This is a genomic window from Kocuria sp. CNJ-770, assembly GCF_001942375.1.
Taxonomy (GTDB): Bacteria; Actinomycetota; Actinomycetes; order Actinomycetales; family Micrococcaceae; genus Kocuria; species Kocuria oceani.
On sequence record NZ_MKJW01000074.1, the window covers coordinates 21,274 to 37,221 of the forward strand.

Consider the following 15,948-nt stretch of genomic DNA (forward strand, 5'->3'; position numbering starts at 1 on the left):
GTGCGCAAGGTTTTCCAGGCAGAACTCCACCAGGTCGGGGAGGAGCTCATCCAGATCGCGACCCTGGTGCGCGAGGCCCTCGCCCGCGCCAAGGACGCCCTCCTCGACGCGGACATCCAGCTGGCCGAGGAGGTCATCTCCAACGACGCCCGGATCGACTTCCTGCAGAACGACCTCGACGAGCGCTCGATCGACATCCTCGCCCTGCAGAGCCCGGTGGCCTCGGACCTGCGGATGATCGTGGGGGCGCTGCGGATGAGCGCCTCCCTCGAGCGCGCCGGGGACCTGGCCCGCCACCTGGCCCAGGCCGTCCGCCTGCGCTACCCGGACCCGGTCATCCCCGAGCCGCTCGTGGAGACGTTCACCCGCATGTTCGACCTCGACCTGCAGATCGTGGACCGCGTCATCCAGGTGCTCCAGACCCGCGACCTCTCCCTCGCCGACGACATCTACGCCCTGAAGGGCGAGGTCAACGCGCTGCACCAGTCGGTGTTCGACGCCCTGGCCGCCCCCACCTGGGACTGCTCGGTGCCCACGGCCGTGGACGTCACCCTGTGCTCCCGCTACCTCGAGCGGATCGGCGACCACGGTGTCTCGGTGACCCGCAAGGTCTCCTACCTCGTGACCGGGGACTGGGTCCCCGCCAGCTCCGACCGCCCGACCGGCCACGGGCACGTGGGCCGCGACGGCGGCGAGTGAGTCCCCGCCCGGGCGCGGCACGGTCCGCGCCCGGGAACGCCGAAGGGCCGGCCCCACCGCAGCGGTGGGGCCGGCCCTTCGGCGTGCTGCGGTGCCGGGCCTACTTCTTGCCCTGGTTGGCGACCGCCTTGATCGAGCTGGCCGCGGCCTCCGGGTCGAGGTACTCGCCGCCGGCCACCACGGGACGCAGGTCCTCGTCCAGCTCGTAGTAGAGCGGGATGCCCGTGGGGATGTTCAGCGCCGCGATGTCGTCGTCGGAGATGCCGTCCAGGTGCTTCACCAGCGCGCGCAGCGAGTTGCCGTGCGCCGCCACGAGCACGGTGCGCCCGGCCTGCAGGTCGGGCACGATCTCCTGCTCCCAGTAGGGCATGAAGCGGTCGAGGACGTCCTTGAGGCACTCGGTGCGGGGGGCGTCCTCCACGTCGGCGTACCGGGGGTCCCCGGCCTGGGAGTACTGGTCGGAGTCGTCCAGCTCGGGCGGCGGGACGTCGTAGGAGCGCCGCCAGGTCATGAACTGCTCGTCGCCGTACTCCTCGCGGACCTGGGTCTTGTCCTTGCCCTGCAGGGCACCGTAGTGGCGCTCGTTGAGCCGCCACGACCGCTTGACGGGGATCCAGTGCCGGTCCGCCCGGTCCAGCGCGAGGTGCGCCGTGGTGATCGCCCGGCGCAGCAGCGAGGTGTGCAGGACGTCCGGGGCGATGCCCTTCTCCACGAGCAGCTCACCGCCGCGGACGGCCTCCTCCCGGCCCTTGTCGGTGAGGTCCACGTCCACCCACCCGGTGAACAGGTTCTTCTCGTTCCAGTCGGACTGTCCGTGGCGGAGCAGGACGAGCTTGTACGGTGCTGATTCGGTAGCCATGGCCCCATTCTTCCATCCGGGCACGAGCCCGGGACAAGCGGGCGCCACGGGGCGGGTCACCAGCTGTTGGGCCCCTTGGACTCCAGGCCCACGGCCGGGCGGACGTCGGCGAGGTAGACGCCCACGGCGGTGCCCGCGATGAGCAGGACGAAGAGGCTGGGCCGCAGCAGCAGCAGGGTAAAGACCGTGAACGCGAGGGACCCCCCGGTCAGGGCGAGCCAGAAGCCCTTGGTGCGCTTGAACGCGCGCTGGAACTGCACCGGCGCCTTGGTCAGGCAGTCGACGAAGGCCCACACGGCCAGGCCGGCGACGACCAGCGCGAGGGCGATGTCGATGAATCGCACGAGATAGAAGACCCAGGGAATGTCCACGGTCCCAGCCTACCTGTCGATCGCGGACAGGGCGCGGTCGAGGTCCTCCCAGAGGTCCTCGACGTTCTCGATGCCCACCGACAGGCGCAGCAGCGTCTCCGGCACGCTGCGCGGCTCCTCGTGGTGCCGGCGCCGGCGCTCGATCAGCGACTCGACCCCGCCGAGGGAGGTCGCGGGGGTCCACACCCGCAGGCGCTCCACCGCCGCCTCGACCGCCTCGACGTCCCCCGCGGGGACGATGGCCACGATCGCGCCGAACCCGTCCATCTGCGCGGCGGCGCGCTCGTGCCCCGGGTCCCCGGGCAGACCGGGGTAGCGCACCTCCAGCACGGCCGGGTGCTCCTGCAGCCGGCGGGCGAGCTCGCCCGCCGTCGCCGCGGAGCGCTCGATCCGCAGCGCGAGGGTCCGCATCCCCCGCAGCGCGAGCCACGCCTCGAACGGTCCGGGGATCGCCCCGTGCAGCGAGCGGTGGGCCTTCAGCCGGTCCCACAGGCCGGCGTCGGAGGTGACGGCCGCCCCCAGCACGACGTCGGAGTGCCCGGCCAGGTACTTGGTCACGGAGTGCACGACCACGTCGGCGCCGTGCTCCAGCGGGCGCTGGACGAGGGGCGTGGCGAAGGTGTTGTCCACGCACGTGAGCACACCGCGCTCCCGCGCCGCGGCGAGCAGCGCCGGGAGGTCGGCGACCTCGAGCATGGGATTGGTGGGGCTCTCGAGCCACAGCAGGTCCGCGGCGCCGAGGGCGGCCAGGACCTCCTCGGTGTCCGCGACGTCCACGGTGACGATCGTCAGCAGCCCGCGCGCCTCGAGGTCCTTGGCCAGGGCCAGGGAGCCCTGGTAGCTGTGCCGGGGCATGACCAGGCACCCGCCCGCGGGGACGAGGGACAGCACCGAGGCGATCGCCGCCAGGCCCGACGCGTAGAGCAGCCCGGGCCGGTCGGCCCCCTCGAGCCGGGCCAGGACTCCCTCCATGTCCTCCCACGTGGGGTTGCTGTAGCGCCCGTAGGCGCGGTCGGCGGCGTCGAGGCCGCCGGAGCCCCGGTACGTCGAGGTCAGGACGATGGCGGGCCCGACCGGGGCGTCGTGCTCCGGTGCGGGCCGCCCGCCGGCCACCACCACGGTGTCCGGGCGCAGGGCGTCGGTGGAGTGGGCGGACGGGGTCTCGGGGCGCGCAGTCATGGTCACAGGCTAGCGGCCCGCCGGGTCCCCAGCGGCAGAGCGCGGAGCGCTCCCTGTCCCCCGCGGTCGATAGGCTGGTGGGGTGACCTCCCGACCGGCTCCCGCCCCGCCGTCCTCCTCCGCCCCGGAGCGCTCCCCCGCGCCTGCCCGGCGCGGGGTCTTCGTCGTGTTCGAGGGCGGGGACGGCGCCGGGAAGTCCACGCAGGCCCGCCTGCTCGCCGACGTGCTGTGCGCGGAGGGGCACGACGTCGTGCGCACCCGGGAACCGGGCGGCACCCCCCTGGGCGACCGGGTGCGCGCCCTGGTCCTGGACCCGGCGCACGGCCCGGTGGACGCCCGCACCGAGGCCCTGCTGTTCGCGGCCGCCCGCGCCGCCCACGTCGAGCAGCTCATCCGCCCCGCCCTCGCGGCCGGGCGCACCGTGGTCTGCGACCGCTACGCCGACTCCTCCGCCGCCTACCAGGGCGCCGGGCGCGGGCTCGGGGTCGACCGTGTCGCAGAGCTCAACGACTGGGCGACCGCCGGCCTCGTGCCCGACCTCACCGTGCTGCTGGACGTCCCCGCGCCCACGGGCCGCACCCGCCGGGAGGCCCGCGACGGCGGCGCCGGCGACCGCCTGGAGCTCGAGCCCGACACCTTCCACGACGCCAACCGCGAGGCCTTCCTCGAGCTGGCGGCACGGGCCCCGGGCCGCTACCTGGTGCTCGACGCGACCCGGCCCGCCGAGGAGCTGGCGGCCGCCGTCCGGAACCGCCTGGTCGCGCTGCCCCGGACCGCCGCGGAGGTGGCCTCGTGAGCGTGTGGGACCAGCTCCTGGGCCAGGAGTCCGTGGTCGGGCAGCTGCGCCGCGCGGCGCAGGAGGACCGCCCCACCCACGCGTGGCTGTTCACCGGTCCGCCGGGCTCCGGCCGGTCCAACGCGGCCCTGGCCTTCGCGGCGGCGCTGCTGTGCGAGCAGCAGGACCCCGCCGACCGCGGCTGCGGGCACTGCCACGCGTGCCGCACGGTGCTGGCCAGCTCGCACGCCGACCTCACCCACTTCGTCACGGAGAACCCGCAGATCACCATCGACGAGGCCCGGGAGCTCGTGGTCCGCGCCCAGGACCGGCCGTCGGTGGGCCGCTGGCGCGTGATGGTGGTCGAGGACGCCGACCGGATGGTGGAGCGCACCTCCAACGTCATGCTCAAGGCCATCGAGGAGCCCCCGCCGAACACGATCTGGCTGCTGTGCGCCCCCAGTCCGATGGACGTGCTCGTGACCATCCGCTCCCGCTGCCGGCCCGCCACGCTGAAGGTCCCGGCGGTCGAGGACGTCGCGGAGCTGCTCATCCGCCGGCACGGGGTGCCCCGGCAGCGGGCGCAGGAGAGCGCCCGGCTCGCCCAGTCCCACGTCGGCATCGCCAAGCGGCTCGCCCTCTACGACGACGCCCGGTCGCGGCGGCAGGAGGTCGTGTCCATCCCCCTGAAGCTCTCCGGGGTGCCCGACGCCGTGCGCGCCGCGGACCGGCTGCACAAGATCGCGGTCGAGGAGTCCCAGGCGGACGCCGAGGCCCGCAACGAGTCGGAGCGCAAGCAGCTGCTCGTGGCGCTCGGAGCGCCCGAGTCGGGCCGGGTGCCGCCGGCCATCCGCGGCGCGCTGAACCGGCTCGAGGCGGACCAGAAGCGGCGCTCCCGGCGGATCCAGACCGACACCCTGGACCGCTTCCTCATCGACCTCACCACCTTCTACCGGGACGTCCTGACCCTGCAGCTGCGCACGGGCTCCGGTCTGGTCAACGAGCACCTGGCCCAGCAGCTGCAGGACCACGCCTCCAACGCCACCCCCGAGCAGACCCTGCAGCGCATCGACGCGATCAGCCGGACCCGCGACCGGATCCGCACCAACGTCAGTGCGCAGCTCGCGTTCGAGGCGATGGCCGTCTCCCTGCTGTGACCCCGTCCGACGCCCGTTCCCCGAGGAGCCCCATGATCCGCCGCGCCCCCCGACCACGCCGCACGCCCCTGCCCGCGGCGGCCGCGCTGACCGCGGCGGGCCTGCTCCTGGGCGGGTGCTCCTCCCTCGGCGCCTCCGGCACGGACGAGCCGTCCGGGGGCGCGAGCGGCGCCGTGGTGGAGGGCACGCCCGCGGAGCTCGAGCGGTTCTACACCCAGTCGGTGGACTGGGGCCGGTGCGAGTTCGAGATCGAGACGAACGGCGCGGAGGACGACCTCCGGTGCGCCGCCGTGGAGGTGCCCCTGGACTACGACGACCCGTCCGGGGAGACCACCACCGTGGTGATGTCCCGCCTCCCGGCCGAGGGGCAGGCCCGCGGGAGCCTCCTGATCAACCCGGGCGGCCCCGGTGCCTCCGGGGTGGACGCGACGGCCTTCGCCGAGTACACGGTCACGGACGAGGTGCGCCGGGTCTACGACGTCGTGGGCTTCGACCCGCGGGGCGTGGGCCGTTCCGCGGGGATCGAGTGCCTCGACGACGCCGAGCTGGACGCGTGGCGCGCCGAGCCGATGTTCGACCCGGGGTCCGAGCCCGCCGACGAGATCCGCGAGGAGTACCGGCGGCTGGGCGCGCAGTGCGTGCAGAACTCCGGGGACCTGGTGGCCGAGATGGACACCGCCAGCGCCGCCCGGGACATGGACGTCCTGCGGGCGGTCCTGGGCGACGAGCGGACCACGTACCTGGGCTTCTCCTACGGCACCCACCTGGGCGCCGTGTACGCCGACCTGTTCCCCGAGCGGGTGGGCCGGCTCGTGCTCGACGGCGGCGTGGACCCGACCCTCAGCGACCAGGAGGCCACGGCGGACCAGGCCGTGGGCTTCGAGGAGAACCTGCGGCACTGGGTCCAGGTGTGCCAGGCCGAGATCCGCGGCTGCGTGGTCGGCGGGTCGAGCACGGACGCGGCGACGGCCCGGATCCAGGAGCTCATCGCCTCGGTCGAGGAGGGCACCGTCACCGCCGGGGACGGGCGCCGGGTCACCGCCACGAACGTGGTGGAGGGCATCCTGACCCCGCTGTACACCACCACGTCCTACCCGCAGCTCAACGAGGCCCTGGGGGCCGCCTTCGACGGGGACTTCTCCCCGCTGCTGGCGCTGTCCGACGCCACCCACGGGCGTGACGCCGAGGGCCGGTACGCGAACAACACCACGATGGCCTTCACCGCGGTCAGCTGCCTCGACCGGTCCGCCGGGACGGTCACCGAGGAGCAGATGGCCCGGCACCAGGAGCAGCTCGAGCAGGCCGCGCCGACCTTCGGCCCCTACCTCGGCTACGGCGACGCGGCGTGCCAGGGCTGGCCGGTGGAGCCCGCGGCCGCGCCAGCTCCGGTCGACGCCGCCGGCGCCGGCCCGATCCTCGTCGTGGGGACCACGCACGACCCCGCGACCCCCTACCACTGGTCCGAGGCGCTCGCGGAGCAGCTGGAGAGCGCCCGCCTGCTCAGCTACGACAGCTACGGGCACACGGCCTACGCCTCGGGCGACGAGTGCGTGCAGGACGCCGTGGACGCCTACCTGCTCGAGGGCGAGCTGCCCGAGGAGGGGACCACGTGCTCCTGACCCCGCCCACGACCGCCGACCGGAGGCTCCTGTGACCGACCCGCTCCCCCACCCCGTCCTGCTGCGCGCCGGCGACCTGCCCGTCACCCGGGCCGGGGGCCGCACGGTGCGCCGGATCGCGGCCGGCCCGGACGGCGCCTGGCTGCTCTCGCTGCTCGACCTCGAGCGCCCCGGCACGCTGCCCGCCGCCGCGGGGGCGGAGCGCGTGCTCACCGTCGTCGACGGCGAGCTGCTCGTGCTCGGGACCGGCGGGCGGGAGCAGGCGCTGGAGCGGCACCGGCCCTTCCGGGGCCCCGCCGACGAGCCCGTCGACGTCGCGCTGCCCACCGGCCCGGTCCGCGCGCTCGAGGTCCTGGCCCCGCGCGAGGCCGTCCGGGCGCACGTGGTGGTCCTGGAACTGTCCCCGAAGCGCCCGCACCCGGTGTTCGCGGACCAGCTCGCGGTCCTGCTCTCCGGCCGCGCCGTGCTCACGGCCGGCGGGGCCGCGGAGCAGAGCACGGAGACGGCCCCCGGAGAGACCACGGCGAGGACGACCGGGAGGACCACCGAGGACGTCGGGGTCCTCGACACCGTGCGCGGCGGCGAGCCGGACGCTCCCGAGCTCACCGGCCGCGGCTTCCTGGCGGTCGTGTCCCTGGATCCGCCGGTGCAGGACTGAGCGGGCCGCCCCGGCGCGCACCCGCGCCGGACCGCCCGGTCAGGCCCGGGCGAGCTCGGCGCGCTGGCACCAGCCGCCCGCGCGGAAGGCGAGGGCCAGCAGGCCGAGGAACACCCCGGCGACCAGCAGCACCGCGTCGGTGTCCCCGAAGGACCAGCCGTTGACGAACGGCGCCCGGCCGAGCTCCACGCCGAGGGCGGCGAAGATCCTCCCCTGCGCGGCCGCGAACAGGAACGGGCCCAGCAGGGACAGCGCCACGAGCGAGACCGAGGAGACCGTCAGCCCCACGGTCAGGACCCGGTCGAACGGCTTGCCGAGGTGGATGCGGTGGCACAGGTAGGCGAGGAAGAAGCAGATGCCGGCGAAGACCACCGTGCCCAGGGCCAGGGTCAGCGCGTAGAGGACCATGCTCGAGGGCTCCGCCCCCGTCACCCGCAGGTGCACCAGGTCGTAGCCTCCGAGCTGAGACCCGGGGCCAGGTCCCCGACGTCCGGGGCGGTCGCCGCGGCGGCCTCCAGCCACAGGTCCGCCCGGCCGTGCCAGGCCCGGACCCCGGCCTCGGCACCGGCGAGCAGGACGACCAGCCCCAGCACCCCGAAGGCGAGCGTCAGCCCCGTGATCAGCACGCGCTGCGAGGTACGCCAGGAGCGGTGGAGGGGCGGGGCGGGGCGTTCCATGGGGTTCCTCTGGGGTGTGCTGGCGGACGAGGGCGGGGAACGGCGGCCCGCCGGTCCCCCCGCACAGCATGCCAGCAGACGGCGCCGTCCTGCTCCCGGGGCGGAGGACGGATCCGTGCCGGGGCGGATCAGCGGCGAGAGGCCACGGGCGCCCGGAGGAGGCCGGGCAGGTCCCGGACCGAGTCCACCACCACGTGTGCACCGGCCGCGCGCAGGGCCTCGGCGGGGTGCGCGCCCGTGCGGACCCCGACGACGGCGGCCGATCCGGCCCGCCGGCCGGCCTGCATGTCCGCCGCCGTGTCCCCGACGACCATCACGCGGCGGACGTCGCCGAGGTCCAGGGCCAGCACCGCGGTGAGGACCATGTCCGGCCAGGGCCTCCCGCGCCCCGCGTCCGAGGGACACAGGCTGAGGTCGGCGAGGCCCGTCCAGCCCAGCTGCTCCAGCAGTGTGTTCATGCTGTGCCGGTTGTGGCCGGTGGCCAGGCACACCCGCAGCCCGGCCGCGCGCAGCTGCGCGACCGCCTCCTCCGCGCCCTCCACCGGGCACACTCCCTCGGCGGCCAGGAGGTCGTCGAGGTGGCGCTCGAAGTCCCGGACGGCCCGCCGCGCCCGGTCCGGCTCGGCGGCGAAGAGCTGCTCGAGCACCTCGGACCGCGACTGCCCCGGACTGCTGCGGAGGTGCTCCAGCATCTGCCGGAACCGCTCGGAGCCCGGGTCCACGCCCAGGCCGGCCGCTGTCCGCCCGAAGGCCCGCTCCACGATCCCGTTGTCGTGGAACAGGGTCCCGGACATGTCCAGGAACGCCAGGTCGAGGTCCTGAGCCGTCTCGCCCACCGGGGCCCTCCTGTCCCGGGAGAGCCCTCACCGGCCACCCCGTCGTCGTGTCCGTCCATGGTGCGCTCCAGGCCCCGGACCCGGAAGGCGTGGCGGCCGAAGGGCGGGTGAACACCCGGGGAACGCGGGCACCGGGCCGGTGCCGCACCCGCACCACGCCGGGACGGCCGGAATTGCGGCCGCCCGGACGCTCTCTGCTACAGTTTCACCTGCACTGATCCCGTCCCGGACGGCGACGTGCAGGCCTCCTTAGCTCAGTCGGTAGAGCGTTTCACTCGTAATGAAAAGGTCGTCGGTTCGATTCCGACAGGAGGCTCCACCCGGAGGCTCCGGACCCACCAGGGTCCGGAGCCTCCGTCGTCCCCGCGCCCAGCCCCTGCTCGGTGCGTCAGCCGTGCCGCTGCAGGGCCTCGCGCGGGCCCGCGCCGGCGGACCCGGGGCCGGCGAGCGGCAGGACGACCGTGAAGACCGTGCCCTCCCCCAGCGCGCTCTCGCAGCGGATGCTCCCGCCGTGGCGCTCGACGATCTCCCGGGCGACCGCCAGCCCCAGCCCCAGCCCGGGGATCGTGCTCATCCGCGCGTTGGGGCTGCGGAAGAACCGGCCGAAGACGTCCTCGGCGTCCTGCGGCCGCATGCCCATGCCGCGGTCGGCCACCCGGATCTGCACGGCGCGCCCGGCGGGGGTGACGCTCACCGTGACGGGCCCGCCGGACGGCGAGTACTTGATCGCGTTGGAGAGGAGGTTGTCCAGCACTTGGCCGAGCCGCACGGGGTCGCACTCCAGCACGAGGCGGCGCGGCACCTCGACGTGCAGGTCCACTCCACCGGCGGCGGCCTTCGGGCCGGCCGCGGCGACGGACTGCTCGACCACCTGCACGAGGTCGGCGGACACGAGCTGCGGCTCGAGCGCCGAGCTCGCCGTGCCCAGCAGGTCCTCCACCAGGACCAGCAGCTGGTCGGCGTTGCGCTCGATGACCTCCAGGCCGGAGCGGACGTGCCCGGGCAGCCCGTCGTCCATGGCCAGCAGCTCGGTGTAGCCCCGGATCGAGGTCAGCGGCGTGCGCAGCTCGTGCGAGACGCCGGCCAGGAAGTCGTCCTTGGCCTGCAGGGCGGCGACGAGCTCCGTGACGTCGTTGAAGGACAGCACGGAGCCCTCCGGGCGTCCGTCGTCGTCGCGCATGACCCGCGCGGAGACGGAGAGCACCCGCTGAGCCGGGGCCCGGCCGGCCCAGACCAGGACGTCCGAGAAGGACTCCCCGCGCACCGCGCGGGCCGCCACCCGCTCCTCCGGGAGCAGGGGCGTCCCCTCCGCATCCGCGTAGATCAGCAGGTCCGCCTCGGCGCCGTCGGACATGCCCTCGGGCAGCGACAGCTGGTGGATCCGGCGCTGGCGCCGGTTCATGAGGACGTCGTGGCCGTCCTCGTCGATGGCCAGCACCCCCACGTCCACCGCGTCCATGACGGTCTGCAGCAGCCGCTCCCGGCGCGCGGTCACGGCCAGCAGGCGGCGGAGCTGCGCGTCCTTGGCCGTCAGCTCGGCGTTCTGCCGCTCCATGCTGTTCGAGAGCACCTGGACGGTGATCCCGATGCTCAGCAGCATGAACGGGATCAGCAGCGGCGCCGTGACCATCTGCGCGGTGAGCGGCCGCGGCGGGACGAGGAGCGGGACCCAGACCATGGCCAGGGTCAGCAGGAAGCCCAGCGGGGCGGCGGCGCGGGGCAGCCGCCCCGAGCCGGCGAGCCAGACGACGGGGAAGGCCGCCATGATGCCCACCCCGGTCACCCAGCCGAGCGTCGCCTCCCGGAGCAGCGTGAGGGGCACGAAGTCCAGGACGGGCACGGCCAGGAACGCGCCGTCGGGCAGCCGGTCCCACGGCACCAGCACGCACAGGGCCGTCAGCACCAGGGTCAGCGCCGTCGCGAGGTGGAGCTGGAGGTCCCCGCGCAGGGGTGCGTGGGCCACCCAGACGCCGAGGACGAGCACCACCGTCGTGACGCTGAACGGCAGCTGGCTCAGCAGCACCCTCCGGCGCATCGACAGTTCGTGGAAGCTGAGCCGGTCGAGGGACAGGGCGGTGAGCATGCGGTCCACGGGAAGCACTTCCGACGCGGGTGGGCCGTCCCCGGAGGGTCGGGATGACATTCGCAAAGATTAGCGGCTTAATGGGTCCATGACCCCCTCCCCCCAGGGCCGTCGTGCCGTCGTCATCGAGGATCACGACGACATCCGCAACCTGCTCGCCCAGACCATCGGCATGCGCGGTTTCGCCGTGACCACGGCCGCGACCGGCCGCGAGGGCCTCGAGGCCGTCCGCCGCAACGGCGCCGACCTCATCACCCTCGACCTGAACCTGCCCGACCTCGACGGCATGGAGGTGTGCCGGCGGGTCCGGGAGTTCTCGGACGCCTATCTCCTCATGGTCACCGCCCGCCCGGGCGAGATCGACCGGCTCGAGGGCCTGGAGATCGGGGCGGACGACTACATCAGCAAACCGTTCAGCCCGCGCGAGCTGCAGGCGCGGATCGAGGCGATGTTCCGCCGCCCGCGTGCCCGGGCGGAGCAGGCCGACGCGGAGGAGCTGCGCCGCGCCGCGGAGGTCCAGCGCAGCCTCCTGCCCTCGGCCGCCCCGGTCGTGGCCGGCTACGACGTGGCCGGCGCGTGCCGGCCCTCCCGCAGCGTGGGCGGGGACTTCTTCGACTGGTACGCCACCGAGGGCGGCCTGCAGGTCTCCCTGGCCGACGCCATGGGCAAGGGCATGGGCGCCGCGCTCATCGCCGCCACGGTCCGGGCCGTGCTGCGCTCGGCCGCCGGGCAGCCCGACATGGAGCGGGCCTTCCGGGACACCTGCCGCCACCTCGAGAACGACCTCGACCACTCCGGGTCCTTCGTCACGCTCTTCCACGCCCGGCTGGACACGGCCCGCGGGGTGGTCGACTACGTCGACGCCGGCCACGGCCTGGGCCTGCACGTGCACGCGGACGGCGTCGCGCGGCTCCGCCCGGGCGGCCCGCCCGTGGGCGCGGTCCCCGGCACCAGCTGGACGCCCGGCCGGTTCGCGCTCGCACCCGGCGACGCGCTCGTGGTGGTCAGCGACGGCCTGCTCGACGCCTACGAGGACGTGGACGAGGCCGTGCACGCCGTGGCCGAGGCCACCTCCCGCGGCGCGGACGCCCGGGCGGTCTGCGCGGCCGTTCTCGACCTCGCCCGCGGCGCCGCCCCGGCAGCGGACGGACCCGGCGACGACGTGACCGCGGTGGTCCTGCGCCGGCTCCCGGAACCGCGGGCCGGGGCATGAACCGCTTCCTCGTCCGGCTGCTGGTCGTCCTGACCCTCCTGCTGGGCGTCAACTACATCGCCTGGCGCTGGCTCGAGTCGCTGAACTGGGCCGCGTGGTGGATCGCCGTGCCCCTCGTGCTCGCCGAGACCTACAGCCTCATCGACGTGTCGCTGTTCGGGCTGACCGTGTGGCGCCTCCGGCGCCGGGGAGAGGCCGGGGACCCGCCCGCGGGCGCCACGGTGGACGTCTTCATCACCACCTACGACGAGCCGCTCGACCTCGTGATGGGCACCGCCCTGGCCGCGAAGGCGATCAGGCACCCGCACAGCACGTGGATCCTCGACGACGGCGCCCGGCCCGAGCTGGAGGCCCTCGCCGCCGAGCACGGGCTGGGCTATCTGACGCGCAGCGCGGACTGGGCCGACCGGCCCCGCCACGCCAAGGCCGGCAACCTCAACAACGCCCTGATGCTCACCCAGGGCGAGTTCCTGCTGATCCTCGACGCCGACCAGGTGCCGGACCCGCGGATCCTCGACCGGACCCTGGGCTGGTTCAACGACCGCAAGGTGGCGCTCGTCCAGACCCCGCAGTGGTTCGTCAACGTCCCGGCGCACGATCCCCTGGGCAGCCAGGCCCCGCTGTTCTACGGCCCCATCCAGCAGGGCAAGGACGGCTGGAACGCCGCCTTCTTCTGCGGCTCCAACGCGATCCTGCGCCGTGAGGCGCTCATGCAGCTCGGCCTCTCCGGCTACGTCCGGGAGGTCGAGCAGGACGTCAGGGATTCCCTCGCCCGCACCCGGACCGCCCTGCGCCGGGCCCGGAAGTCCCCGGAGGCGGCCAACCCGGTGGTCGCCGGGATGCTCGACGACGTCGAGGCCGCCACCGAGCGGGCCCGCGCGGAGCTCCGGGCCGGGGCGCCGCTGACCGAGCTGACCTACCGGCTGCATCGGGCCGTGGACGCCGCCGCCCGGCGGACCGTCACCCAGGAATTCTCCCAGATCGAGGCGGACCTCGCCTCGATCGCCGCCCTGGAGCTGCCGCCCGAGGACGGCATGGTGTGGCCGGACGAGCTCTCCTCCGCCGTGGACCGGATGTCCCGCCGCGACCTCTCCCCTCTGGCGTCGGTGGAACCGGTCCGGGAGGTGCTCGAGGCGGTGTCCGTGGAGCGGCCCGGCGAGGCCCAGCCGCTGATGCCGCTGGCCACGATCTCGGTCACCGAGGACATGGCCACCGCCATGCGCCTGCACGGGCTGGGCTGGCGCAGCGTCTACCACCACGAGATCCTCGCCCACGGCCTGGCCCCCGAGGACCTCAAGACCATGCTCACCCAGCGCCTGCGCTGGGCGCAGGGCACGGTGCAGGTCCTGCTCCGCGAGAACCCGCTGCTGCAGCGCCGGCTCGGGTGGGGCCAGCGGCTCATGTACTTCGCCACGATGTGGAGCTACCTCAGCGGTTTCGCGGCGGTCGTCTACTTCGCGGCGCCCATCGTCTACCTGGTGCTGGGCATCCTGCCCGTCAGCAGCCTCAGCTGGGACTTCTTCGTCCGGTTCATCCCCTTCATGGTGGTGAACCAGCTGCTGTTCCTGGTGGTGGGACGGGGCATCCCCACGTGGCGCGGCCAGCAGTACAGCCTGGCCCTGTTCCCCATCTGGATCCGGGCGTGCACCACCGCCGCGCGCAACGTGTGGTTCGGCCGGCCCCTCGGCTTCGCGGTCACGCCCAAGGTCCGGCAGGACTCCGGCCCCGCCTGGCACCTGATCCGCCCGCAGCTGGTGGTGATGGGCCTGCTCGCCGCGGCCTGGTGATCGGCACGCTGCGCCTGGCGCTGGGGCTGAACGAACCGGTGGGAACCCTGGTCAACGTGGCCTGGGTCGCCTTCGACCTGGTGGTGCTGAGCGTGCTCGTCACCGCCGCGAGATACACGGGCTTCGACCCGGAGGAGAGGAAAGCCGATGCAGTTCACGGTTGAGCAGAAGCCGAGGTTCGCCCACATCACGGGCACCGGACGGCTGAACATGGTGGGAGCGCCGAAGCTGCGGGAGGTGGTGGCGCGGGTCGTGGACGAGGGCAGCAACCACGTGGTGGTCGACCTCGGCGGCACGGAGTTCATGGACTCCTCCGGTCTGGGCGCCCTCATCGGGTGCCTCAAGCTGGCCCGTCAGGCCGGCGGGGACCTGCGGATCGCGAACGTCCGCCCCCAGGTGCGCATGGTCCTCGAGCTCACCAGCATGCACCGCGTCCTGACGCCCTACGACACCGCTGACGCGGCCTTCGCCGATGACTGAGAGCACGTCCCGCCGCTCCCGGCGCGGCCCGGCCACCGCCGAGACCGTGGACGCCCTGCACGAGGACTTCGACGCCCTGTGGGAGGCCGCAGCGTTCGTGCCCGAGGCCGACCGGATGGCCTTCACGCTGGCGGTCATGGAGGCGGCCGGCAACGTGGTGGTCCACGCGGTGCCCGCCGCGGAGGCGCCCATCCAGCTCGAGGTGGACCTCGCCGCGGGACCGCACCGGCTGGAGGCGATGATCTACGAGATCGGCGCCGCCCCGGCGGAGGTGGACCTCGGCCGCGCCATGGCCGAGGAGCACCTGGAGTCGGGCCGGGGACTGGCCCTGATCCAGGCCCTCGTGAGCCGTGTGGTGTTCGAGCGCCGCGGGGAGGCGAACGTGTGGGAGCTCTCCCGGGAGTGCGGCCCGGAGGCCCCGTAGACCCCGCCGTCCCCCTATTTGCGTATGTGAACTGTCTGTCGTGATCCCTAGAATCGGGAGCAGAACAGGACGTTCAGGGGGGACATCCGATGTCATCTGCAGCACGCACTCGGGGAGCCGATCAGGTCTTCCGCCGCGGGGGTCACCGCCCGCAGGAGGCGTCGTCATGATCACGGCCATCATCCCCGCCCACGACGAGGCGGCCCGCGTGGGGCACGCGGTCACCGCGCTCCACCGCCAGTCCCGTCCGCCGGAGCGGATCCTCGTGATGTCGGACGAGTCCACGGACGCCACCGTGGACGTGGCGCTGGACGCCGGGGCCGAGGTCCTGCTCACCGTGGACAACCCGCACCATCGCGCCGGGGCCCTGAACCAGGCCCTGGGCACGGTGCGCATGGAGGCCGGCGACCTCGTCCTGCTGCTCGACCCGGACGCCGAGCTGCCGCCGGGGTTCCTGGCCCGCGCGCTCACCGCCCTGCGGGACCGCAACGTGGGCGCCGTCTCCGCCCGGGCCTCCGCCGTGGGCGGCGCCGCGGCCCTGGTCCGCTGGTGCGCGCTCGAGGACGTCCACCGGTCCTTCGGCCGCTACTGCGACGAGGGCCCGGTGACCGGGCACACCCGGCTGGCGCTGGACCTGGAGGCGGTCGGCTGGCGCCTGGCCGCGCCGCTGGAGGCCGAGCAGGACGTGCCCGTGGGCGCGCCGGCCGGGGTGCTGCACGGCGCCGCGGCGCAGCCGGTGGCCGCCTGACCCACCGGGCGCCCCGCGGCGACGCCCGGGACCGGTCCTCAGGAGCGGGCGGCGCGTCCCACGACCACGGCCGCCGCGCCGGCGAGGACCGTGGTGGTCAGGCATCCGATCGGGATGGGCAGGCAGCAGCCGCCCACCGAGACGTTCGTGCCCCGCCGGGTGCGGGTCGAGTAGCTCGGGAACGGCAGCATCCGCAGGCCCGAACGGCGCCCGCCGCGCCCGTACGGGTCCCTGCGGTAGCCGGGGAGGTCGTAGCCGGGGCCGTAGCGTCCGGGCCCCCGGTGTCCGGGGCGGCCCAGCCGCGAGCGGGACCAGCGGGGGTCGAAGTCGTCGTCGGCCGCGCGGTAGTCGAACGCTGGAGCAGTCATGCCGTCCATCAAACC

The 15,948-nt window shown here is 74.3% G+C and carries 17 protein-coding genes, 1 tRNA gene and 1 pseudogene; 11 read left to right on the forward strand and 8 right to left on the reverse strand.

Annotated elements, in window-relative coordinates:
- Entirely contained in the window at positions 1-699 is a 699-nt protein-coding gene (phoU, locus tag BJF77_RS03320; protein WP_047803016.1) for a phosphate signaling complex protein PhoU, read from the forward strand.
- Positions 700-799: 100 nt separating this feature from the next.
- On the opposite strand, the gene BJF77_RS03325 is transcribed toward phoU, so the two are convergent.
- Genes BJF77_RS03325 through BJF77_RS03335 form a run of 3 tightly spaced genes read right to left on the reverse strand, consistent with a single transcriptional unit; the run spans position 800 to position 3,108 of the window.
- On the reverse strand, positions 800-1,558 hold the full coding sequence (locus tag BJF77_RS03325; RefSeq protein ID WP_047803015.1) for a phosphoglyceromutase: 759 nt from the start codon (positions 1,556-1,558) through the stop codon (positions 800-802).
- A gap of 56 nt (positions 1,559-1,614) precedes the next feature.
- On the reverse strand, positions 1,615-1,929 hold the full coding sequence (locus BJF77_RS03330; protein WP_047803014.1) for a DUF2516 family protein: 315 nt from the start codon (positions 1,927-1,929) through the stop codon (positions 1,615-1,617).
- Between the two features lie 9 nt (positions 1,930-1,938).
- Complete coding sequence (locus BJF77_RS03335; protein WP_075871266.1) at positions 1,939-3,108, reverse strand: PLP-dependent aspartate aminotransferase family protein; 1,170 nt, start codon at positions 3,106-3,108, stop codon at positions 1,939-1,941.
- An 82-nt stretch (positions 3,109-3,190) separates the two neighbouring features.
- Between BJF77_RS03335 and tmk the strand changes: the two genes are divergently transcribed.
- From tmk to BJF77_RS03355, 4 genes are read left to right on the forward strand one after another with little or no spacing between them, the layout of a single operon-like run.
- Positions 3,191-3,904 (forward strand): dTMP kinase, encoded by a 714-nt coding sequence (gene tmk, locus BJF77_RS03340; protein ID WP_083664939.1) that lies wholly within the window; start codon positions 3,191-3,193, stop codon positions 3,902-3,904.
- Entirely contained in the window at positions 3,901-5,040 is a 1,140-nt protein-coding gene (locus BJF77_RS03345) for a DNA polymerase III subunit delta' (protein WP_075871267.1), read from the forward strand. Before tmk ends, BJF77_RS03345 begins: the two co-directional genes overlap by 4 nt.
- Before the next feature lie 32 nt (positions 5,041-5,072).
- Positions 5,073-6,659, forward strand: a complete 1,587-nt coding sequence (locus BJF77_RS03350; protein ID WP_047803012.1) for an alpha/beta hydrolase — start codon at positions 5,073-5,075, stop codon at positions 6,657-6,659.
- 31 nt (positions 6,660-6,690) lie between these two features.
- On the forward strand, positions 6,691-7,317 hold the full coding sequence (locus BJF77_RS03355; RefSeq protein WP_083664940.1) for a HutD family protein: 627 nt from the start codon (positions 6,691-6,693) through the stop codon (positions 7,315-7,317).
- 39 nt (positions 7,318-7,356) lie between these two features.
- Here BJF77_RS03355 and BJF77_RS03360 read toward each other — a convergent pair whose 3' ends face one another.
- The 3 genes from BJF77_RS03360 to BJF77_RS03370 form a co-directional block, all read right to left on the reverse strand.
- Positions 7,357-7,761 (reverse strand): hypothetical protein, encoded by a 405-nt coding sequence (locus tag BJF77_RS03360; RefSeq protein WP_139318421.1) that lies wholly within the window; start codon positions 7,759-7,761, stop codon positions 7,357-7,359.
- Complete coding sequence (locus BJF77_RS03365; RefSeq protein WP_075871269.1) at positions 7,746-7,994, reverse strand: hypothetical protein; 249 nt, start codon at positions 7,992-7,994, stop codon at positions 7,746-7,748. The genes BJF77_RS03360 and BJF77_RS03365 overlap by 16 nt, the downstream gene beginning before the upstream one ends.
- A gap of 128 nt (positions 7,995-8,122) precedes the next feature.
- Positions 8,123-8,830 carry an HAD-IA family hydrolase gene (locus BJF77_RS03370; RefSeq protein ID WP_075871270.1) on the reverse strand — a complete coding sequence of 236 codons (708 nt, stop codon included), beginning with the start codon at positions 8,828-8,830 and terminating at the stop codon, positions 8,123-8,125.
- A 243-nt stretch (positions 8,831-9,073) separates the two neighbouring features.
- On the opposite strand from BJF77_RS03370, the gene BJF77_RS03375 reads away from it, so the two are divergent.
- Positions 9,074-9,149, forward strand: a tRNA-Thr gene (locus BJF77_RS03375).
- A 69-nt stretch (positions 9,150-9,218) separates the two neighbouring features.
- Here the strand turns inward: BJF77_RS03375 and BJF77_RS03380 are convergent.
- Positions 9,219-10,913, reverse strand: a complete 1,695-nt coding sequence (locus BJF77_RS03380; protein ID WP_075871285.1) for a cell wall metabolism sensor histidine kinase WalK — start codon at positions 10,911-10,913, stop codon at positions 9,219-9,221.
- 88 nt (positions 10,914-11,001) lie between these two features.
- Between BJF77_RS03380 and BJF77_RS03385 the strand changes: the two genes are divergently transcribed.
- The 5 genes and pseudogenes from BJF77_RS03385 to BJF77_RS03405 all read left to right on the forward strand — a co-directional run bounded on the left by BJF77_RS03385 (position 11,002) and on the right by BJF77_RS03405 (position 15,565).
- Positions 11,002-12,126 carry a PP2C family protein-serine/threonine phosphatase gene (locus BJF77_RS03385; RefSeq protein ID WP_075871271.1) on the forward strand — a complete coding sequence of 375 codons (1,125 nt, stop codon included), beginning with the start codon at positions 11,002-11,004 and terminating at the stop codon, positions 12,124-12,126.
- Positions 12,123-14,077, forward strand: a pseudogene (locus tag BJF77_RS03390) (glycosyltransferase family 2 protein). The gene BJF77_RS03385 and the pseudogene BJF77_RS03390 overlap by 4 nt, the downstream one beginning before the upstream one ends.
- Positions 14,061-14,393, forward strand: coding sequence for an STAS domain-containing protein (locus BJF77_RS03395; RefSeq protein WP_047803006.1), 333 nt, complete (start codon positions 14,061-14,063; stop codon positions 14,391-14,393). Before BJF77_RS03390 ends, BJF77_RS03395 begins: the two are co-directional and overlap by 17 nt.
- Positions 14,386-14,817, forward strand: coding sequence for an ATP-binding protein (locus tag BJF77_RS03400; protein WP_047803005.1), 432 nt, complete (start codon positions 14,386-14,388; stop codon positions 14,815-14,817). The genes BJF77_RS03395 and BJF77_RS03400 overlap by 8 nt, the downstream gene beginning before the upstream one ends.
- A 166-nt stretch (positions 14,818-14,983) precedes the next feature.
- Positions 14,984-15,565 (forward strand): glycosyltransferase family 2 protein, encoded by a 582-nt coding sequence (locus tag BJF77_RS03405; protein ID WP_047803004.1) that lies wholly within the window; start codon positions 14,984-14,986, stop codon positions 15,563-15,565.
- Positions 15,566-15,603: 38 nt separating this feature from the next.
- Here BJF77_RS03405 and BJF77_RS03410 read toward each other — a convergent pair whose 3' ends face one another.
- Positions 15,604-15,933 carry a hypothetical protein gene (locus tag BJF77_RS03410; protein WP_139318422.1) on the reverse strand — a complete coding sequence of 110 codons (330 nt, stop codon included), beginning with the start codon at positions 15,931-15,933 and terminating at the stop codon, positions 15,604-15,606.
- Positions 15,934-15,948: the final 15 nt, after the last annotated feature.